Source organism: Asticcacaulis benevestitus DSM 16100 = ATCC BAA-896, assembly GCF_000376105.1.
In the GTDB taxonomy this organism is placed as follows: domain Bacteria; phylum Pseudomonadota; class Alphaproteobacteria; order Caulobacterales; family Caulobacteraceae; genus Asticcacaulis; species Asticcacaulis benevestitus.
This window is the reverse complement of sequence record NZ_AQWM01000023.1, coordinates 26,828-46,015: the sequence shown is the minus strand read 5'-3', so window position 1 is coordinate 46,015 and position 19,188 is coordinate 26,828. Positions and strand designations below refer to the sequence as shown.

The following is a 19,188-nucleotide window of genomic DNA, read 5'->3' as shown; positions in this document are numbered from 1 at the left end:
ATAAAGTAAGCGCCATGTTTGATCACCCCGAATATCAGTATCTCAATCTGGTGCGCGACATCATGGATAATGGCGTGGCCCGTTCGGATCGCACCGGCACGGGGACGCTGGGGCTGTTCGGCCGCCAAATCCGTTTCGATCTGTCGAAGGGCTTTCCGCTCCTGACCACCAAGAAGGTGCATTTCAAGTCGATCGCGATCGAGCTTTTGTGGTTCCTGCGCGGCGATACCAATGTCAGATATCTTCACGATCACGGCGTCACCATCTGGGATGAATGGGCCGATGAGAATGGCGACCTGGGGCCGGTCTATGGCAAACAGTGGCGCTCATGGGCCGCGCCCGATGGCCACGTCATCGACCAGATGAAGAACCTGGTCCAGAACCTCAAGACCAATCCCTATTCGCGCCGCCATGTTATCTCGGCGTGGAACCCGGCCGAGGTCGACGACATGGCCCTGCCGCCGTGTCATTGCCTGTTCCAATTCTTTGTCGCGGAGGGAAAACTGAGCTGCCAGCTTTACCAGCGCTCGGCGGATATCTTTCTGGGCGTGCCATTCAATATCGCCTCCTATGCCCTGCTCACCCTCATGGTTGCGCAGGCCCTGGGGCTGGAACCGGGTGACTTCGTCCATAGCTTTGGCGATGTTCACCTCTATACCAACCATATTGAGCAGGCGAAGACCCAGCTTGAGCGCACACCGTTCGACTTCCCTAAACTGGTTATGGCGCCGAAAGCCGATCTGTTTGGCTTCGATTACGCCGATTTTGCTATCGAAAACTATCAGTCGCATGGCGCGCTGAAGGCCAAGGTGGCCGTCTGATGCCGAAGGTAAGACTGGCCCTTGTGGTCGCCATGAGCGACAACGGCGTGATCGGCAAGGATGGCGTCCTGCCGTGGCACTTGCGCTCCGACCTCAAGCGTTTCAAGGAAATCACCCAGTTCAAGCCGATCATCATGGGCTCGACCACATGGGATTCTTTGCCCAAAAAGCCCCTGCCCGGCCGGCTCAACATCGTGTTGACTCGCGATCCGCGCATGGAGGCTGACGGCGGCATTATCTGCAATACCCTGTTCGAGGCTATGGACATCGCTCGCGAACATGCGGCCGACGAAGGCGCCGATGAGATCTGCGTCATTGGTGGGGCCAATGTCTATGAACAGACCCTGCCGAAGGCCGACCGGATCTATGTCAGTCACGTCCATGCCGATGTCGAGGGCGATGCACACTTCCCAAAAATCGATCCCTCAGTTTGGAAGGTGACCTCGGAAGAGGCATTCGGCAAAACGGAAAACGACGATCACGACTTCACCCTCAGGATTTATGAGCGCGTGAAACCTTAAGCCCGCATCGCCACACCTTACGGCTTCACTCACAAAAATATGACCGTCGTAAATTTGCCGTTTACCAAAACCATTTTGAAACTATTTACCGTTTAACGTAAATTCTTCCGTATAGACGGCGGATTCGCCATCTATTTTTTATTTGCAAAAGCGCAGGACGACCGTTCGCGATTTTGGGAAATATTTACTGGTTTTGTAAGCCTATGACCGCAACGCATGAAAATCCGGCACTTCTGACACGCCGCTCCACACTCGGTTTGATGCTGGCTGCGCTGGCCGGAAATGCCGCCGGCCCTTCCCTGATCAAAACCGCTGAAACCGTCGCCGCGATCGCGCCCAGGAAACTGGCGCCCCCCCTCCTGCAATGGCCCACACTCGATACCCTAGCGCAGACCATGGTCGACAAAAAGCTCACCCCAGGCCTGTCGCTAACAGTCATGAGCGCCGGCATTCTGCTCTATTCCAGAGGCTTCGGCATGGCCAATGTGGAAACCAATGCCACCGTCACACCCCAGACCGAATTCCGCGTCGCCTCGATCACCAAGCAATTCACCGCTGCCGCTATCCTTCTGATGGCAGAGGACGGCCTGTTGAGCGTCGATGACAGTCTGGCGAAATTCATGCCGGACTTCCCGCGCGCCACCGATATCACCCTGCGCCAATTGCTCAGCCATACGTCCGGCATGGGCGATTACATCAATGGGCAGGCGCAAAGTATCCTGACCGAAGCGCAGAGCCGTGACTATACCGCCAATGAACTGATGGCGATCATCAGTGCGCGCCAGCCTCTCTACAAGGCACAACCCGGCGCCACCTGGCTCTATAGCAACAGCGCCTTCACCATTCTGGGCCTGATCGTGGAAAAGCTTTCAGGTCTGGCACTGGCTGATTTCTTTCAGCAGCGTTTGTTCGTCCCGGCCGGTCTGGCGCAAACGAAGATCGACAAGACCTGCACGGCGGCCGCGGTCTGCAACGGCTATCGCCCCAATTTCCGCGCGCCCACCAAGTACGACCTCGCCATGCCGATTTCGCCAAGCTTCGCCGGCGGTGCGGGCGCCATCCGCTCAACGACCGAAGACCTCTGCCTGTGGCACTGCGCCCTGCTCGAAGGCAAGGTTCTGAAACCGGCCAGCCTGCAGGCCATGTTGACCCCGACCCTGCTGAAAAATGGCACGCCCGCCTATGAACGCCGCGGCGTCGAAGCGCTGGAATATGGCCTGGGCCAGGGCCTTGGCACCTTTGACAGCCTGAAGGTGGCCTCACATGGCGGCCGCATCAACGGCTTCACCGGCCACTTGCGCAGTTTCACCGACAACAAGCTGACCGTAGCCATCCTCTACAACAGCGATGGCGGTGGCGCGCCCGGCTTTTCAGCGGCACAAAAGGGTCTGCGCACCGAGGCCAGCCGTCTCGGCATCGCCTATCTTGGCCTGAACAAGGCCTGACGTCCGGCGGACGTCGTAAAAGCTTCAAGCTCTGATCCTATATCTGAATCTGCGCCGTTCTGACGCACGGGTTCATGCGCTATGATGACCGCCTATTATCATGAAGATGGCGCGCTAAAAACCGCCTTGCTGGCGCGAGCCAAGGACAATCGTGCCGCCATATGCCAGGCTTCCGTGTGGATTGATCTGCAAAACCCGCTGCCTGAAGAAGAGCGTTATCTCAAAGAACATCTGGGCATAGCTATACCCACGCGCGGTGAAATCTGGCGCAATCAGGCGCTCAACCGTCTTTACAAGGAAGACGGCACGACCTTCATGACAGCGGCGATCCTGCACAAGATCAATTCGACCCACCCCAAAACGAGTGCGGTTACCTTTATACTGACCGAACGCTGTCTGGTGACCATACGTCACATTGCCCCCACCTCTTTCAGCCATTTCCAGCAACGTTTACTCAACAATCCCGCCGTCTTCATGAATGGACCGGATGTGCTGGAAGGCCTGCTGCAGGAAATGTTCATGCGTGTGGCCTGGCATATGGAACTGCTGGTCGATGGCCTCGATGATTTGTCACGCCGGATTTTCGATGACCATGCTTTCGAAAACAAGCAGGGTAATCCGTCAATCCTGATGCGCCGCGTCCTGCAAAAGCTGGGCTCCCTCGCCGATCTCAATTCCAAGATACATGAAAGCCTGCAAAGCCTTGAGCGTATGCTGATCTTCTCCCGCAAGACGGCGCGGCCGGATCAGATAGAGTTGCAGGAAGATCTCGACATGCTGATCAGCGATGCCGAGGCCTTGCTGTCCCAGACCAACTTCATGGCCGATAAGATCAATTTCCAGCTCGACGCCACGCTTGGCATGATCAATGTCGAGCAAAACCTGATCTCGAAAATCTTCTCGACCGTGGCGGTCTTTTTCCTGCCGCCCACTCTGATTTCCAGCATCTATGGCATGAACTTCGCCCATATGCCCGAACTGCACTGGCAGGTCGGTTATCCTGTGGCGCTTAGTCTCATGGTCGCGGTCTCCACCATAACCTATATCTACTTCAAGCGGCGCGGCTGGCTGTAAATCCGTATCTTCTTTTTATGGCGCGCATGGCAAGTTTAAACCTCACCAAGGAGAAACATCATGACCCCTCGTGCTTATCATCTGATCGACAAGAACACCGGCGAAGAGGTCTTCGCCTCAACGGATTTTCAGTTCGCTGACCGCCCCTTGCCCAATCATCGCATTCAGGATGCCGTACTGCACGAACACTATGGCGCACCGGCCATTGTCGATCGTGTCGAGGATCAGGAAGATGGTTCGGTACATGTGTTTATTGACGGTTCGGAAGAGGTCATGAACGATGATCTCGTTGATCCCGACCAGAGCTATCGTCGCTCCTGATCAACAGACTAAAAATCTAAGGGCGCATCATGGGTTTGATGCGCCCATTTTATATCAACTGGCTGGCGTTACCCGCCAAATGACATTGCCGACATCATCGGCGACCAGCAGCCCGCCCTTACTATCGACGGTCACGCCAACGGGTCGGCCCTGCGCCTTGCCCTCTTTATCGAGGAAGCCCGTAAGGATACTCTCCGGCTTGCCCGACGGCACACCCTTGGCGAAGGGCACGAAAACAACGTCATAACCGCTTGGCGGATTGCGATTCCACGATCCGTGGCGTCCGATAAAGGCGCCACCGGCATAGTGGGCTGGCAAAAGGCTGGCGCTATAGAAGGTCAGACCAAGCGAAGCCGTATGCGGACCCAGCGCATAATCTGGCGCGATCGCGCTGGCGACCTTCGCCGGACTTTGCGGCTTCACACGCACATCGACATGCTGGCCATAATAGCTGTAAGGCCAGCCATAGAAAGCGCCCTCTTTTACAGAGGTCATATAATCAGGCACAAGATCGCTGCCGATTTCATCGCGTTCATTGACCACGGTCCATAGAGCGCCGGTTTGAGGTTGCCAGCTCATCCCGTTTGGATTGCGCAGACCGCCGGCAAAAATGCGTTTCGCGCCGGTCGTCAGATCGATTTCGAGAATATTGGCGCGCTCGGTTTCTGCCACCATGCCGTTTTCGGCCACATTGCTGTTGGAGCCGACCGTTGCATAAAGCTTGGTGCCGTCGGGACTGGCGATGATGTTCTTGGTCCAGTGGTGATTGATCGTGCCCGCCGGCAAATCCGTCACCTTGATACCCGGCGCAATAATGACCGTGTCCCCCGTATAGTAGGGGAAACGCAACACAGCATCGGTATCGGCGACATAGAGTTGATCCCCGATCAGTGCCATGCCGAAGGGCGAATTGAGCCCCTTCAGCAAGACCGTGCGCGTTTCGGCAACACCATCGCCATCGCTGTCACGCAGCAAAGTAATACGGTTAGGGCTTTCGGGGCCGGCACCGGCCTTCTTCATGACCATCTTCATAAAAAAGCCCCTGATCCCCTTCGCGTCGTCGGGCTTGGGCGGCGCATTGGTCTCGGCGACGAGCGTGTCGCCGTTGGGCAGGACATAGAGCCAGCGCGGATGCTCCAGACCACGGGCGTAGGCCACGACCTTGAGCCCGGCCGCCGGCTTTGGCGCTACACCTTCAGGCCAGCCCACAGCATCGGCGATTTTCACCGTTGGGAACAGAGTCTTGTTCGGTTGCGGCAACTTCGGATTGGCGCCCACGCCATCCGTAACCGGTAATTTTGCTGTCTCACCGCAGGCGGTCAGGGCTAGGCTCAAAGCGAGCAGGTGCAAAGGTTTGAGTTTCATTCGGCGGCCAATCCGGGTTTGATGGTTACGGTTGTTGTACGAACCTATTAGCCGTCTTGGACCATGAGGATGCACGGCCTATTGTGTCACCCTTTATAAGGATAGGGTAAGGCGTTTAGGTGATGCGCGTCAAACGCACTGCCTCGCCCGTGTGGGTAAGCCTGAGGGTCGTTAGGGTCGCCAGTATCGTCTTAAGTTGCGTCAATGAGGCCGGCTTGACCATATAGCCGGACGCTCCCAGTTCGCGGGCCCGCGACTGATCCAGATCACAGGTTGAACCGGTACACATGATCACCGCCACCTTGTTCAGGGTTTCATCATCTCGCAGGCAGGCCAGCATCTCGAAACCATCCATGCCCGGCATGTTGATATCCAGCAGCAAAAGATCGACTCTCTCTCCGCGCTCATGCACCTGCTTTAAAGCCTCAAGTGCCTCGCGCGCGCTGTGGGCCACGGACATATTGAACTGTATTTTGTCACGCACCTGCAGAAAAACACGCGTCAGTTCGATATCCGCCCTGCGATCATCGACCAGAAGAACATTGGCCAATATTTCAGGCGCCGCTATTTCCGGAGTCAGGATCTCAGGGGCGGCGCATCGAACAGTCGTATCTGGCAGCATGACTTGATCCATAAGCAGACTAAATTAAACGACTCATATGAACAGATGGCAAGCCAACTCTGGGCGATCATAAACAACCCAAATCGCGGCGACGTCATAAACTCACGCGGTCATTTATTAGCAACATGCCCTCAGGTGGATTACATATTCGCTAAAACACGGGCAAGATTAGCCTTTAAAAGCCCCCCCCCCCTGAGTTCTCCTCCTTCTTCGGAACCTTAAAGCCTGATAAATCCTTATGTTGTAGACTGCCCTCAAGACAGATATGGGCGGGGTTTAGGGCATGATTACAGTTTTCTATATGGTAGGCGGCAAAATCGCCGAGGTTCAACTCGATCCCTCGCATGATGTGCCCGACGAACCCATATGGATCGACCTGATCAATCCGACCGAGGACGAACTTCGCCTCCTGCCGCAAAATCTCAACATCGCCCTGCCTTCGCGTGAGGAAATATGGCGCAACCATGCGCTTAACCGCATGTATACCCGCGATGGCAGTTCCTACATGACCGCCGTCCTGATCGATGACACCGCCAAAGGCAAGGCGGCCACCAGTGCGGTCACCTTCATCCTGACGCCTGATTTTTTGATCACCATTCGCGACATAGATCCGCCTGCGTTTCTGCGCGTACAGGAACTGTTGCTGCTCAATCCAAAACGCTTCACCAGCAGCCTGTCTATACTTGAGGGCCTTCTTGAACTGGTCATTACCGACGTGGCGGTTGATCATGATCGCGTCATCAAGGGGCTCGATGGCCTGTCGGGCCGCATCTTCGATGACCATGCGTTCGATGGTCGCAAAGGCAACCCCTCGCTCATCATGCGTGACGTGCTGAAGTCACTCGGCCATTGCGCTGATCTTAACGGCAAAATCAATGAGAGCGTGCATAGTCTGATCCGCTTGCTGACCTATTTCCGCGATGACCATTCCCCCGACAATCCAGCCGTAAGCCGCGCCGCCGGACGCCTCATTAAGGATGCGCGCTCCCTTTCCGAACAAACCGCCTTCCTAAACGACAAGATCAACTTCCAGCTTGAGACCAGCCTGGGCATGATCAATGTTGAGCAAAACCTGATCGCCAAGATATTTTCGGTGGTGGCGCTCATCTTCCTGCCGCCTACCCTGGTGGTCGGCTTCTACGGTATGAATTTCGACAATATTCCCGAACTGCACTGGACGCACGGCTATCAGTTCGCCATCGCCGTCATGATCATGTTCGCGGTTATGCCATACCTCTTTTTCCGCTATAAACGCTGGCTATAGCTCTCAAAGTGTTGATTTGAGAATAGCCCGTCTGCGTGAGACGCTCGTAGCATGGATATCTATTTTTCACACATTGATACGATTGTCGGCATGGCTGCCGCCGCGGTGGACGACGACGGCGCCCTGCTGGAATTCACCTTTCTCAATGGCGAAATGTCCAATCATCTGGCGCGCGCCGATATGGCTGAACATGCGCCACAAAAGCTAAGACACGTCACACAACAAGTGCATGAATTTTTTGACCGAAAGCGCACTAACTTCAATCTCGACATGGCGCCGGAAGGCACGCTTTTTCAGCAGAAGGTCTGGCAGGCGCTTTGCACTATTCCCTTCGGTGAGACGTGGTCGTATCAGGAACTCGCCAGGTCCATCGGCGATACCAGGGCCACTCAGGCGGTTGGCGCCGCCAACGGCAAAAATCCGATCGCTCTGATCATTCCCTGCCACCGCGTCATCGGTAAAATCGGCGCCCTGACCGGTTATGGCGGTGGTCTGCCTCTCAAACAGAAGCTCCTCGATTTTGAGACGCCGCTTTTGTTCTGAGGTGGTTTTGCCACAGCGGTGCGGCATAAAAGCGCAGAATCAATATTGTCATATGACCTAAGGGCAAGTGTGGATTATGGTGGACTAAAGCCTCTTATATGGAGCCTCCCATGCCCGCTCGCTTTTTGCTGATAGTCCTTGCGTCCTGTATTCTGCTTAGCGCCTGTAATGACGGACCGGGTGATTCCGCTCCCAGCGAAGTACCGGCATCCGCACCGGCCGACAGCAGCGCTTCATCGTAAGGCGGCGACATTTTCGCTGTCGCCAAAACGCTCGGCCTCACTTAAGGGTAAGGTATCGCACGAGGCTGATACATGAAAAAGACGGTTTTCCTTTTACTGGTTACGGCGGCAGCGCTTAGCGCCTGCAACGAGCCGCGTACAGCCGATAATGACGGGGGGCAGGATATCTCCATCGCCGCGCCTCACGATTATACCGAGTCCGAAAAAGCGGCCATTCAGGCCACCTTCCCTGCGCCCTATAGTACCGCCGATCTGGCGGCCGGCGAAAAGCTGTTCAATAAGTGCCGCTCATGCCACACCATTACACCGGACAAGATGAACCTGACCGGCCCCCATCTTTATGGCCTCTTCGGGCGTAAATCCGGCACCGAACCCGGCTATCCTTTCACCGAAGCCATGACCGAGCATAATGTCACCTGGGATTTCGACACGCTGGACGCCTACATCACCGCGCCGCAAGTGGTCGTGAAGGGCACCAAGATGGGCTATCAGGGTGTCAAGGACGAAACCGAGCGCCATAACCTGCTGGCCTATCTCAAGCTGGAAACGACGCCTTATGTGCCGCCAGCGGCGTCTGGCTCAGAGTCGTCAGCGCCCTAGAAGGTCTGCCACAGACTGACGATCACGGCCTTGATTACCGGCACATTGCGACTTGCTACGGTTTCGCGCACGGAGAGTTGTAGGCTTTTGTCACCTTCGGACCGAAGTGGCGCGCCACGCTCACATCGGCATTACCCCATTTCGCCTGCCCCCAGCTTGCCTTGTCGGTCTGACCGGCAAAAACCTGCGCCATCACCATCTATTTTGGCGTCGACGCCCCATTGATCGGCTTCATAAAGGCGTAGGTGGCGCGCGCCCTGCACATCAATAAAGGCGTCGTTACCGAGCCATTTGGAGCTCTTGCCGACATAGGCCCATAAATCAACATTCGCGCCTTGCTGCGTTGGGGCATCGAAATCGCTGCCCCAGCCCTTCCATACTGCCGCCAAAAGCCAGAACGACATCACGCCCCTTGTGCGCAGTCCATCGCCCCCCTACCTCAACCGATCCCAGGCCGGAAAAGTCAGAAAACACCGCATTGTAATTCTGCAGGTTGACCTTGGCTGTGAGGGTAAAACGTTCACTCTCGCCTTGATCGACAAAGAGCGACAGGTTCGTCTGGTCCCAGGTGTTCATCTTGATATTTTTATCGCCGGAAAGATCAAAGGCCCGGTCAGCATGACCCGGTTCGTAGCTGATAATGACCTGCGTATTGCCCGACACCTGTGGCCATGCGCCCGCTTGAGCTACGGAGGGTAAGTCGAGACACAAACATAGTATCGCAGATTTCAAGATGAGTTTCATCGTGGCACCCGACAGCACAACCACTTGCCGGAGCATCAAGACAAATATTCCCGTTTTACGCAAGTCCATCCGGAGAAATAATCGCCAAACTTGCATTTATGACTCAGGCGTCATAGCCCGGCGCTTCGCGATTCAGCTTACGCATAAGACCTGGCCAGACCAGGGCGCCCACAAAACCTATGCCACCAGAGAGCGGCGCCACCTTGTCCTGAACCGCCTGTCCCACCTCCAAAACACCGTCACGCCCCACGCTTAAGGCCATGACCTGTTGCCGGCAGGCCTGTTCGAGAAAATACATGATGGTGAAGGCCTCGGCCGCCGTTGTGCCCCAGGTCAGGGTGCCGTGATTACGCAGCATCAGAATGCGCTTCTGCCCGATGTCGGCGACAATACGTCCGCGTTCCTCCAGTTCCAGCGCCACGCCCTCATAGTCATGGTAGGCCAGTTGCGGACGCAACAATAGAGCGTTTTGCGTCAGGGGCAACAGGCCTTCTTTTTGCGCAGAAACAGCCGTCATGTGGTCGGTATGCAAGTGCAGAACAAAATGGGCATCGGTCAGGGCACCATGAATAGCGCTGTGGATAGTAAAGCCTGCCGGATTAATCATGACCGGCACATCTCTCACCATCTTGCCCGAGATATCGACCTTAACCAGATCGGACGCCTTCATTTCGTTGAAGAAAATACCGTAGGGATTGATCAGGAAGTGATCGGTCTCCGAAGGTAAATAAGCGCCATCCGCTTGCTTCACCCACGAATCCTTCGCCGCGATACGTGCCGAAATGTGGGTGAAGATCAGGTCATCCCAGCCAAAGAGCGCGGCCAGACGATAAAGCGCCGCCAGATCGCAACGCGACTTCCATTCGATATCGGACATATCGGCGCGGATGTGCGCCTGATCATCGTGAGCCATCTGAAGTTTCCTCTGCTTTTGGTGGCATAGGAAACCCGATTTCAGGCGATGGCAAATGAAATTTTTCTACGCAAACCTAAGTGACGTAAGGGAAATTAGACCCGTTTGACGAAAATGCGACCTTCATGAACACGCTCAATCAGGACGCGATCATTGACGGCCAGATGGGCCTCAGAGACCTCATTAAGTACAGCCGGCCACTCAACACCATCGAACACCACGCGCCCGGTGCGCTCGCCCCCTACAACCGGCTCGAAGCCGCTCAGGATCTCGGCCTGTTTGCCCACCATGCGACGATGCGGATCGTTGACGTCCGGACTGTGTGAGGCCACCTTCAAAAACTTAGGAGTCAGCACGCCCATGACAACGCTCAAAATGGCGAAGGTCAGGGCCTGGAAGAAAAGGCCAAACGGCAAGCCGGTCAGGCAGACCACAGCCACAACGCCAGCCGCTGCGGCTGACCACAAGAGCCATTGCGTGCCGATGAAAATTTCCACACCCAGCAGCAGCAGACCGAAGATAAACCATATCCAGAAGGCATTGATGCCAAACGGTCCCATCTGGAAGACAGATGATAAATCCATCACCTCCTCCTATACTTTCTTAGCGGGCGGCGACCTGGGCGCATCCGTGCCGCTGACCGTCTTGATCAGTTCTGATACGCCGCCAACCATGCCCGCCAGCGACGACATATCCGCCGGCATGATCAGAGTCTTCGTATTGTTCGATTCAGCGAACTTGCCGAAGGCCTCGACATATTTCTGCGCCACGAAGTAGTTGATGGCGTTTATATCGCCCTTGGCGATGGCTTGCGACACCATATCGGTGGCCTTGGCTTCGGCCTCGGCGGAGCGCTCTCGCGCCTCGGCGTCACGAAAAGCGGCTTCCTTGCGGCCTTCGGACTGCAAAACCGCGGATTGTTTCTGACCTTCGGCGCGGGCGATGGCGGCCTGCTTTTCACCATCGGCTTCGATGATCAGGGCGCGGCGCTCGCGCTCGGCCTTCATCTGGCGCGCCATCGAATCGGTAATGTCGTGCGGCGGTTTGAGGTCCTTGATCTCGATGCGGTTGACCTTGACGCCCCACGGGCTTGTGGCGTGATCGATGACGCTGAGCAGACGTGAGTTGATGGCGTCGCGCTGCGAAAGGACCTCGTCAAGTTCCATGGCGCCGACGACGGTGCGCAGGTTGGTCATGGCCAATTGCGTGATGGCATTGTCGAGATTGTCGACACGATAGGCCGCAAGGGCAGCGTCCATAACCTGAGTAAAAACAATACCATCCACCTTAACATTCACGTTGTCCTTGGTGATCACATCCTGTTGAGGCACGTCAAAAACGCGTTCCATGACATTGACCTTGCGGCCGATGGCCTCAACAAAAGGCGTGAGGAAGGCTATTCCAGGCTTGAGCGTGCGCGTGTAGCGTCCGAAGTTTTCTATCGTGAATTCATAGCCTTGCGGAACAATCTTGACGATGCTGAACAAAAGCATGATGCCAAGAACCACGACGATTAAGGTCAATGGACCAAAGATGGATATTGATTGCATAACGTGCGTCTCCCCCGATGAAAATACCTTCCGTATATGGGGTATCTTTTCACGCTCACAACTATACAGCCTGTTACGCTCATGCTCTAGGGCAATCGGAAAAGTTTTGTAAAATCAGCGTGAGTTACGCAACTTCAGACTTGGAAGGCGCGCTTTCCTCACCCTTGAGGCGCAAGAGGCGCGCCACTGTATCAACCAGCGTATCCATTATGATCGGCTTGGCGATGTGTGCATCCATGCCGGCGGCATGGCAGGCCTCGATCTGATCATGCATGGCATCGGCCGTCAGGGCGATGATCGGCACATGCTGCCCTTCGCCTTCCTGCGCGCGGAAGATGCGCGTAGCCTCGAGCCCGCCCAGACGCGGCATGTTAAGGTCCATCAGCACCAGGTCATAGCGCGACATATCGAGATCGAGGGCCTCCTGGCCATCGACCGCCTCGGTGATGACGAAGCCAAACGGTTCCAGGAACAGGCGCGCCACCTTGCGATTAACCGGGTGATCATCGACCAGCAGGATCTTCATACCCGGCAGATCGGCGTTATCATCGTGCTTCGATATGGCTTTCACTTCCGAGGCTTCCATTTCGTTCGGCGTGGTGACGACCTCACCGGCTTCAAACGTCATGACAAAACATGAACCAACGCCCTCTTCGCTGGTTACGCTGAGAGAGCCCTCCATAAGTTCAGCCAGACGGCGGCTGATGTTGAGGCCCAGCCCCGTACCACCATATTTGCGGGCGGTGATCGGATCGGCCTGGGTGAAGGCCTCGAACAACTTATCGAGCGTGGTCTTGCTCATGCCAATACCGGTATCGCGTATCTCAACACGCACCTTGTAGCCGCCCTGGGCGTGATGATCTGCCGAGGCAAGGATGCGCACTGTGCCTTTCTCGGTAAACTTCAGAGCATTGGACACGAGGTTTGACAGGCACTGATAGACGCGCAGCACATCAAAAGTCATCGGCGCTGTGGCGCTTTCGGCCAGATCATAACGCAGCACTACGTCCTTGCCATCCAGCATTGTGCCGTAGGTATTTATAACGCGCTCGATCATGTCTTTCATGGTCGAAGGCGTAGGCGCCAGTTCGATCTTACCGGCCTCGATACGCGACATATCCAGCACATCATTGAGCAAGACCATCAAGGTCTTACCGGAGTCGACGAGAATATCGACCTGCTCGCGTTGGGTGTTGTTCAGCTCATCCATTTTCAGCGCCTGCGCCATGCCAAGTACGCCATTAAGCGGCGTGCGCAATTCGTGACTCATGACAGCCAGGAAGCGCGATTTGGCCGCATTGGCCGCTTCGGCATGTTCGTGCGCATCCTTGAGATGCCACTGCATCCGCCGCATTCGCATCACCCAGAGAGCACCGCCGATAACGATAACGATAAGCAAGAAGGCAATCAGCGCAGCGGCGCCGAGCAGCAGGTTGCGCATCTGCACCTGCTTGACCAGCAAACGGCTTTCGGCCGTCTTTGAGTCGAGTTCCTTGCGCAGGGCCTTGTACATGCCTTCGACAGCCCAGACCTTGGCGTACTCATAATAGAGCGACTTCTGTCGCCCCCATTCATCCATTTTCACAAAAGCTTCGGAATGACGACCTTCTGCATGCAATATATAGGCTTCAATATGCTGTTCAAATACAGTGTCACGCGGGCTCATGCTTTCAGGTACGGCCCGTAATTTCGCCAGAAAAAAACGAGCGCGCGATACATCTGGCCCGTCTGCATAGGCACGCGCCAGCAAACGCAATTTCCAGACATCTAGCATGTTCCCCGTCACGCCTTGCATGACATAGGAATCCTTTAGACACTCTTTCACGGCCTGATACTTCTGTGCCTGATCCTCAATGGTAGCGCAGAGATATTCATCCCAGGTTTTCAAATCTTCAACATTGTACTTGCGCACATAATCCGCGTGGAGCTTTTGCAATTGCTCTGCTACCGGCATGTCATTTTCTTTCGCCGCCCAAAGCGTCAGATCGTAGAGCATGTCCATCTTTTGCGAAAAGAAAGCGTTCTTTTGCGACAACTGCGCCATAGACAGCATGTGACCAGCGTAGGCGTCGTAATCGCCAACAGCACTCAAAGAAAAAGCAATGACTTGATGCGCGGCCTCAAGAACGGGCTCAGCTGCCCGCCCCTCGGCCTGCAAGCGCACGATTAACTTGTCGCCTAAGTCAATAGCATCGGCCCACTGCTCGAAATGCTGCAAATGACGCACACGCTCGACCATAACTATACCCTGCAAGGCGCTGTCAGGCGTCGTCAGATAGGTGCTCCATTCACGATCGGTAAAGCCGTTATAGCCATGGCTTTCACTGGCATAGGCCTGAAACATAAACCGCGCTAGAAGATCGAGATTACTGTCATTTTCCTTCTGCGCCAGCCTTAGGATGCGGTCATGCCAGGCGGTGAGCTTATCTTCATTCTGATCGGTCTTGTAGGCATAGAGCACGCGCCATAAGGCGTAGATACGGGCATCCCCCTGCATCGCCATGGCGCTTTCGCCATATTGGTCAATTTCATTTTGCGCATAAATAAAAGGGGTGGCCGAGACAAGATTATAGACAGCGACCAGTTTATCATGGCGCGGAGCCGGTTCGGCCTGGCGCGCCTGTACATCGGCCGAACCTAAAACCCAGGCAATAATGAGCGCGCTCACCAAAGCAAACAAATGCTTTTTGGCCACAGAGATCATAGTCAGACCAGAGCGACCCATGCCGTCTCCCACACCTAAGTTATGGATACTAAAGCCACAAAGACCTTAGTATTCGCTTAAATGTACGATAACGGATGCCTGAAAACAAAAAAACGCCCCGCTTTAAGCGAGGCGTTTGTAGACAATAAGAGCGCAACTTAACGCGCCCAACTTCCTTTAGGTATCGTTTAATGACGGGGCTTAGTTAGCCGCCGCAAACGCAACCGAACCTCGGCGAGCAATTGCAGGTCGGCATTTGGTGCGCGACGGCTTGGCTCACGGCGAAAGCGGCGCTGGCGCTGAGGGCGACGGCGGCGATGGCAATTGCGAACTTCTTCATAGGCTTACTCCTGAAAATACACCAAACCAAAACTGGACACGGTCCGGAGTTCGCCCCTGAATGCTCAGATAAACTCTAGCCTCGCCCGCAACGACTACATAAGGTTCATAACCCTTTATTAGCGTTAACGGAGCATTAATCATATTTTCGCATTTCGCACAAGACGCGAATTCTGTGGCGTGAGTGCTGTCGCGAGTCATTGATCATTTTAACAGCAAATGCGACATCACGATCACAGTCGTTTTGTACAACCCGCAAGTTTTCAATCGAGACGCGACCGCATCAAGACATCGCGTATATCTTCTCTATTTATCAGAGACATAGCCTCATCCAAAGATACAAAACGCGCTTCCGCCGCATCATCGCCGGCGCGGGCTTCGCCGCTTTTCCAATTCGCCACATAGTCGATAAGCACATAGTGAAACTGCGGCTCAATTATCTCGTAAACGGCGAGTAAGGGGCCAATTTCCGCAACAACGCCTGTCTCCTCATAAAGCTCTCTCAGCGCGGCGTCCTGGAGGCTTTCACCACGATTAACCTTGCCACCAGGGATCGACCAGTCTCCCATACGGGGCGCCCTGCCCCGCTTGATAAGCAGCACCTCTTCGCCACGCCAGCACACAACGCCCACCGCAGGCACAGGATATAAGCCATACTGACCTGAAGGATTAGGTTTTGTGTCTTGCACTTGCAGCCTCTCTCGCTTAACGCAATCCGCGTTCCGTTCCTTCGCCTTATGTGCCGAGTCTCAACAGAGGTCACCATGTCCACGTCTGCTTTCGCCGAAGCCCCGCCTGTCGCTCCCGATGTCATCGCCCAGATTAAGGCCGTGGTCGGTGATGCCGGTTACAGTGAAGACGCGATGCGGGTTGATCCGAAGCTGACCGAATGGCGCGGTAAATGGAAGGGCCATACCCCCCTGCTGGTCCTGCCGAAATCGACCGAGGAAGTCGCGGCTGTCGTCAAGATATGCTACGACAACAACGTGGCCATCACCCCCCAGGGCGGCAATACCGGGCTGGTCGGCGGCCAGATTCCATTCGGTGAAATTCTGATCTCGCTGGAGCGCATGAAGGCGGTCCGCGATGTGGCCCCAACGGACGATACCATGGTGCTGGAAGCCGGTCTGACGTTGCTGGACGCGCAACAAATCGCCGAGAAAGCCAATCGCTATTTCCCGCTCTCTCTGGCCGCCGAAGGCACCGCCACAGTCGGCGGCGTCATCTCGACCAATGCCGGCGGCACGGCCGTTCTGCGCTATGGCGTGACGCGTGATCTTGTATCAGGGCTTGAGGTGGTGCTGCCCAATGGTGAAATTTTCAATGGCCTGAAACGCCTGCGCAAGGACAATACCGGTTACGACATCAAGCATATGTTTATCGGCGCCGAGGGCACGCTCGGCATTATTACCGCGGCATCGCTCAAGCTGTTCCCTATTATGAATTCGCGTTCCACCGCCATTGTAGCGTTTGAAAGCTCACAGAAGGCTATCGACCTGCTGGTGCGCGCCAAGCAGGAAACCGGCGGTCAGGTCGAGGCGTTCGAGCTGATGGGGCGTTACGGCCTTTCGCTGGTGCTCAAGAATATTCCCGATACCAGAGAACCGCTGGGCGCCGAATATCCGTGGTACGCCCTGATCGAGGTCGCGTCCGGTGATCCTGAAGGCGCCTCCGCCTCGATGGAACGCCTGCTCGAAGCGGCCTTCGAGGAAAATCTGGTGCTTGATGCCGTTATCGCACAGAACGAAACCCAAGCCGCCGAATTCTGGCGCCTGCGCGAAGATCACTCAGCGGCCGAAAAGGTGGAGGGCGCGGCCTGGAAACACGATATATCCGTGCCGCTGTCTCGCATGGCTGAATATATGGAGGAAGGCGCAAAAGCGATCGAGGCCTTCCTGCCGGGTGCACGCCTGGTAGCCTTTGGCCACGTCGGCGACGGAAATGTCCACTTTAACGTTATCTTGCCGGTCGGGATGGATCCTGCCACCTTCAACGCCATGCGCGACGAAGGCGCCAAGGTCGTCCACGATCTGGTGCATCAGTATGAGGGCTCGATTTCCGCTGAGCATGGCCTGGGCCGTATGAAGACGCAGGAAGCCCTCCTTTATAAAGACCCGGTGGCTGTCGCCGCCATGCAGGCCCTGCGACTAGCGTTGGACCCGAAGCGCATCATGAACCCACACGTTTTGTTTTAGGCTCCACTCACGGAAGTGCACGACAACTTTTGGGTCGGTATAGAGGCGTTTCCAAGTCCCATCAGGACGGGCTGCAATGACAGGAACGTCTTAGCGGTCAGTGGCATGGATCAGCGAGCGAAAATAGCGTCAACGGCGGCTTGCGCCAGGTCTATTTCCGGATCGTCTTCCTTGGCGCGGATCACGCCGTTCATGGTTTTGAGCAGATCGTGCATAGTGAAGGGCTTCGGCAGCAGCGCATCGGCGCCGGCGGCCTTTGCTGCCGCCAGAACATGCACGGCGGTGATCGTGCTGTCAACGCCCTGCGACATGGCAACGACCTTGACGTGACCAAAGTCTGACTTTATCTGCGCCGTGCCCTCAATACCGCCGATGCCGGGAATCAGCACAGCGGTCACCACCACATCGATCATGCCGAGATTGTGGTCGAAGAAGGCGTCTTCCATGTTGGAGGTATAGGACACCTTGTAGCCAACCTGCCTGAGCACAGCGCAGACATCATGACGCAGAAGCTCGTCGTCTTCTATGACCAGAACGTGGTGATCTTTCGCACGCGCCCGGTGGTAAGCGTTGGTATCGGCCAGGAGACCTTTAAGCTTTTCAGGATTGAACGGTTTCTGCAGTACGAAATCGGCGCTGCCGCCCTGCGCTGCATGACCTGAGATATCAATCTTGCCATCGCGCCTGACGCCATTGGTCATGATGGCCAGTGGTGCATCCTGAGCGTCCTGGCGAATTTCACCGACCAGGTCGATCGTGGTGCCGCGTTCGCCGTGGGAATCAAACAACAACAGATGGAAGCGACTGGACTTCAGCATCCGCATGGCCATGCGCTGGTCAAAGCTAAGGACAGTTGTCCATTTTTGATCGTGCAGCATCGTGGCGATGCGCTGCGCCTGATCACGGTTCTGATCCATGACGAGCACACTACCTAAACTCATACGGACACCAGATGCAGACACGATGAAACACAGGCCTTGTTAAGTTAAAAAGCCTTAAAAACACCGTAAGTTTAAAGGTTAGCACGTATTAATCCATCACAGCAAACACCATCCGTCTGATTGCCTTGCATCTCAAACATCCCTATGTTGAGCCTCTCTACGACCCTACAAGCTGACAAAGTTAAAAGAGCGATCATGCTGACCCTCATTTCCCCCGCCAAATCGCTCGACCTGACTCCATTTGACATCGGCCTGGCGCCTACAGAAACACGCTTTCCGGACCAGAGCCAAAAGCTTCTGACCGCCCTTAAACGCCTGAAGCCAAACCACATCGCCGAGCTGATGGATATCTCAAAAGCCTTGAGCGACCTGAACTACGAGCGCTATCAGGGCTTTGAAAATCAGACGCCGGGCGCTTGCGTCTTCATGTTCGATGGTGATGTCTATACCGGCCTTGAAGCGCGCACCCTGGATAAAGAAGGCGCGATGTGGGCGCAAACGCATCTTCGCATCCTCTCCGGTCTTTACGGCATCTTACGTCCACTCGACCTCATCCGCCCCTACCGTCTGGAAATGGGTTCGCACCTGAAAGTCGGTCGAGCCGAGACGCTTTATCAGTTCTGGGGCGATAGCCTCGCCAAAAGCCTCGCGGCGGAATTGCAAGAGCAAGGCAGCGACACCGTCGTCAACCTCGCGAGCCAGGAATATGCACGCGCTGCGCTGACCAAGACGCTGAAAGCCAAGGTTATCAGTCCACGCTTTCTGGAGATCAAAGGCAATCAGGCCAGGATCGTGTCTTTCTTCGCCAAGAAGGCGCGCGGCCTAATGGCGCGCTATATGATCGATCAGCGTGTGGATCGCATCGAAGGAATCAGAGATTTCAAGATCGCCGACTATAGTTTCCGCGCTGATCTCTCGAAGGACGATGACTGGGTGTTCACCCGTCCGCAGCCTGAACTCATAACAAAGAAGAAGGCCGCCTGA

General features: G+C 55.5%; 21 protein-coding genes. 10 read left to right on the top strand and 11 right to left on the bottom strand.

What is annotated here, in order from left to right:
* Nucleotides 1-14 precede the first annotated feature (14 nt).
* From B060_RS0117405 to B060_RS0117385, 5 genes are all read left to right on the top strand, one after another.
* Nucleotides 15-821, top strand: a complete 807-nt coding sequence (locus B060_RS0117405) for a thymidylate synthase (RefSeq protein WP_018083084.1) — start codon at nt 15-17, stop codon at nt 819-821.
* Nucleotides 821-1,342 (top strand): dihydrofolate reductase, encoded by a 522-nt coding sequence (locus B060_RS0117400; protein WP_018083083.1) that lies wholly within the window; start codon nt 821-823, stop codon nt 1,340-1,342. The genes B060_RS0117405 and B060_RS0117400 overlap by 1 nt, the downstream gene beginning before the upstream one ends.
* Before the next feature lie 203 nt (nt 1,343-1,545).
* The gene (locus B060_RS0117395; protein WP_018083082.1) at nt 1,546-2,787 is read left to right on the top strand and encodes a serine hydrolase domain-containing protein; all 1,242 of its coding nucleotides are present in this window, start codon (nt 1,546-1,548) and stop codon (nt 2,785-2,787) included.
* Nucleotides 2,788-2,868: 81 nt separating this feature from the next.
* Entirely contained in the window at nt 2,869-3,861 is a 993-nt protein-coding gene (locus tag B060_RS0117390) for a magnesium transporter CorA family protein (protein ID WP_018083081.1), read from the top strand.
* 60 nt (nt 3,862-3,921) lie between these two features.
* Nucleotides 3,922-4,182 carry a hypothetical protein gene (locus tag B060_RS0117385; RefSeq protein ID WP_018083080.1) on the top strand — a complete coding sequence of 87 codons (261 nt, stop codon included), beginning with the start codon at nt 3,922-3,924 and terminating at the stop codon, nt 4,180-4,182.
* 54 nt (nt 4,183-4,236) lie between these two features.
* Here B060_RS0117385 and B060_RS0117380 read toward each other — a convergent pair whose 3' ends face one another.
* A complete protein-coding gene (locus B060_RS0117380) occupies nt 4,237-5,547 on the bottom strand; it encodes a PQQ-dependent sugar dehydrogenase (protein WP_018083079.1) in 1,311 nt (436 codons plus the stop codon).
* Between the two features lie 115 nt (nt 5,548-5,662).
* Nucleotides 5,663-6,169: a response regulator gene (locus B060_RS0117375; protein ID WP_157405665.1), complete on the bottom strand. Its 507-nt coding sequence runs from the start codon at nt 6,167-6,169 to the stop codon at nt 5,663-5,665.
* Nucleotides 6,170-6,452: 283 nt separating this feature from the next.
* Here B060_RS0117375 and B060_RS0117370 point away from each other — a divergent pair, with 283 nt between their 5' ends.
* From B060_RS0117370 to B060_RS0117360, 3 genes are all read left to right on the top strand, one after another.
* Complete coding sequence (locus tag B060_RS0117370; protein ID WP_018083077.1) at nt 6,453-7,433, top strand: magnesium transporter CorA family protein; 981 nt, start codon at nt 6,453-6,455, stop codon at nt 7,431-7,433.
* 51 nt (nt 7,434-7,484) lie between these two features.
* A complete protein-coding gene (locus B060_RS0117365) occupies nt 7,485-7,976 on the top strand; it encodes a methylated-DNA--[protein]-cysteine S-methyltransferase (protein WP_018083076.1) in 492 nt (163 codons plus the stop codon).
* A gap of 314 nt (nt 7,977-8,290) precedes the next feature.
* Nucleotides 8,291-8,818 (top strand): c-type cytochrome, encoded by a 528-nt coding sequence (locus B060_RS0117360; protein WP_018083075.1) that lies wholly within the window; start codon nt 8,291-8,293, stop codon nt 8,816-8,818.
* A gap of 55 nt (nt 8,819-8,873) precedes the next feature.
* Here the strand turns inward: B060_RS0117360 and B060_RS27325 are convergent, their stop codons facing one another.
* The 8 genes from B060_RS27325 to B060_RS0117320 all read right to left on the bottom strand — a co-directional run bounded on the left by B060_RS27325 (nt 8,874) and on the right by B060_RS0117320 (nt 15,700).
* Nucleotides 8,874-9,011 (bottom strand): hypothetical protein, encoded by a 138-nt coding sequence (locus B060_RS27325; protein WP_155847825.1) that lies wholly within the window; start codon nt 9,009-9,011, stop codon nt 8,874-8,876.
* 128 nt (nt 9,012-9,139) lie between these two features.
* Entirely contained in the window at nt 9,140-9,562 is a 423-nt protein-coding gene (locus tag B060_RS0117350; RefSeq protein ID WP_155847824.1) for a hypothetical protein, read from the bottom strand.
* A gap of 103 nt (nt 9,563-9,665) precedes the next feature.
* Nucleotides 9,666-10,475 (bottom strand): class II aldolase/adducin family protein, encoded by an 810-nt coding sequence (locus B060_RS0117345; RefSeq protein WP_018083072.1) that lies wholly within the window; start codon nt 10,473-10,475, stop codon nt 9,666-9,668.
* Between the two features lie 95 nt (nt 10,476-10,570).
* Nucleotides 10,571-11,059, bottom strand: coding sequence for an NfeD family protein (locus B060_RS0117340; RefSeq protein ID WP_018083071.1), 489 nt, complete (start codon nt 11,057-11,059; stop codon nt 10,571-10,573).
* 9 nt (nt 11,060-11,068) lie between these two features.
* Nucleotides 11,069-11,968: an SPFH domain-containing protein gene (locus B060_RS0117335; RefSeq protein WP_085931833.1), complete on the bottom strand. Its 900-nt coding sequence runs from the start codon at nt 11,966-11,968 to the stop codon at nt 11,069-11,071.
* A gap of 181 nt (nt 11,969-12,149) precedes the next feature.
* Nucleotides 12,150-14,750, bottom strand: a complete 2,601-nt coding sequence (locus tag B060_RS0117330; RefSeq protein ID WP_236621638.1) for an ATP-binding protein — start codon at nt 14,748-14,750, stop codon at nt 12,150-12,152.
* 184 nt (nt 14,751-14,934) lie between these two features.
* Nucleotides 14,935-15,069: a hypothetical protein gene (locus B060_RS28260; RefSeq protein WP_018083068.1), complete on the bottom strand. Its 135-nt coding sequence runs from the start codon at nt 15,067-15,069 to the stop codon at nt 14,935-14,937.
* Between the two features lie 262 nt (nt 15,070-15,331).
* Entirely contained in the window at nt 15,332-15,700 is a 369-nt protein-coding gene (locus B060_RS0117320; protein WP_330217084.1) for an NUDIX hydrolase, read from the bottom strand.
* 132 nt (nt 15,701-15,832) lie between these two features.
* Between B060_RS0117320 and B060_RS0117315 the strand changes: the two genes are divergently transcribed.
* Complete coding sequence (locus B060_RS0117315) at nt 15,833-17,263, top strand: FAD-binding oxidoreductase (RefSeq protein WP_018083066.1); 1,431 nt, start codon at nt 15,833-15,835, stop codon at nt 17,261-17,263.
* A 110-nt stretch (nt 17,264-17,373) separates the two neighbouring features.
* On the opposite strand, the gene B060_RS0117310 is transcribed toward B060_RS0117315, so the two are convergent.
* Complete coding sequence (locus B060_RS0117310; protein WP_155847822.1) at nt 17,374-18,204, bottom strand: response regulator; 831 nt, start codon at nt 18,202-18,204, stop codon at nt 17,374-17,376.
* Nucleotides 18,205-18,399: 195 nt separating this feature from the next.
* On the opposite strand from B060_RS0117310, the gene yaaA reads away from it, so the two are divergent.
* The gene (gene yaaA / locus B060_RS0117305) at nt 18,400-19,188 is read left to right on the top strand and encodes a peroxide stress protein YaaA (protein WP_018083064.1); all 789 of its coding nucleotides are present in this window, start codon (nt 18,400-18,402) and stop codon (nt 19,186-19,188) included.

Coding starts and splice junctions, on each gene's coding strand:
- B060_RS0117405 (WP_018083084.1), top strand. CDS start 15: ATGTTTGATCACCCCGAATATCAGTATCTCAATCTGGTGCGCGACATC.
- B060_RS0117400 (WP_018083083.1), top strand. CDS start 821: ATGCCGAAGGTAAGACTGGCCCTTGTGGTCGCCATGAGCGACAACGGC.
- B060_RS0117395 (WP_018083082.1), top strand. CDS start 1,546: ATGACCGCAACGCATGAAAATCCGGCACTTCTGACACGCCGCTCCACA.
- B060_RS0117390 (WP_018083081.1), top strand. CDS start 2,869: ATGATGACCGCCTATTATCATGAAGATGGCGCGCTAAAAACCGCCTTG.
- B060_RS0117385 (WP_018083080.1), top strand. CDS start 3,922: ATGACCCCTCGTGCTTATCATCTGATCGACAAGAACACCGGCGAAGAG.
- B060_RS0117380 (WP_018083079.1), bottom strand. CDS start 5,547: ATGAAACTCAAACCTTTGCACCTGCTCGCTTTGAGCCTAGCCCTGACC.
- B060_RS0117375 (WP_157405665.1), bottom strand. CDS start 6,169: ATGCTGCCAGATACGACTGTTCGATGCGCCGCCCCTGAGATCCTGACT.
- B060_RS0117370 (WP_018083077.1), top strand. CDS start 6,453: ATGATTACAGTTTTCTATATGGTAGGCGGCAAAATCGCCGAGGTTCAA.
- B060_RS0117365 (WP_018083076.1), top strand. CDS start 7,485: ATGGATATCTATTTTTCACACATTGATACGATTGTCGGCATGGCTGCC.
- B060_RS0117360 (WP_018083075.1), top strand. CDS start 8,291: ATGAAAAAGACGGTTTTCCTTTTACTGGTTACGGCGGCAGCGCTTAGC.
- B060_RS27325 (WP_155847825.1), bottom strand. CDS start 9,011: ATGGCGCAGGTTTTTGCCGGTCAGACCGACAAGGCAAGCTGGGGGCAG.
- B060_RS0117350 (WP_155847824.1), bottom strand. CDS start 9,562: ATGAAACTCATCTTGAAATCTGCGATACTATGTTTGTGTCTCGACTTA.
- B060_RS0117345 (WP_018083072.1), bottom strand. CDS start 10,475: ATGGCTCACGATGATCAGGCGCACATCCGCGCCGATATGTCCGATATC.
- B060_RS0117340 (WP_018083071.1), bottom strand. CDS start 11,059: ATGGATTTATCATCTGTCTTCCAGATGGGACCGTTTGGCATCAATGCC.
- B060_RS0117335 (WP_085931833.1), bottom strand. CDS start 11,968: ATGCTTTTGTTCAGCATCGTCAAGATTGTTCCGCAAGGCTATGAATTC.
- B060_RS0117330 (WP_236621638.1), bottom strand. CDS start 14,750: ATGGGTCGCTCTGGTCTGACTATGATCTCTGTGGCCAAAAAGCATTTG.
- B060_RS28260 (WP_018083068.1), bottom strand. CDS start 15,069: ATGAAGAAGTTCGCAATTGCCATCGCCGCCGTCGCCCTCAGCGCCAGC.
- B060_RS0117315 (WP_018083066.1), top strand. CDS start 15,833: ATGTCCACGTCTGCTTTCGCCGAAGCCCCGCCTGTCGCTCCCGATGTC.
- B060_RS0117310 (WP_155847822.1), bottom strand. CDS start 18,204: ATGAGTTTAGGTAGTGTGCTCGTCATGGATCAGAACCGTGATCAGGCG.
- yaaA (WP_018083064.1), top strand. CDS start 18,400: ATGCTGACCCTCATTTCCCCCGCCAAATCGCTCGACCTGACTCCATTT.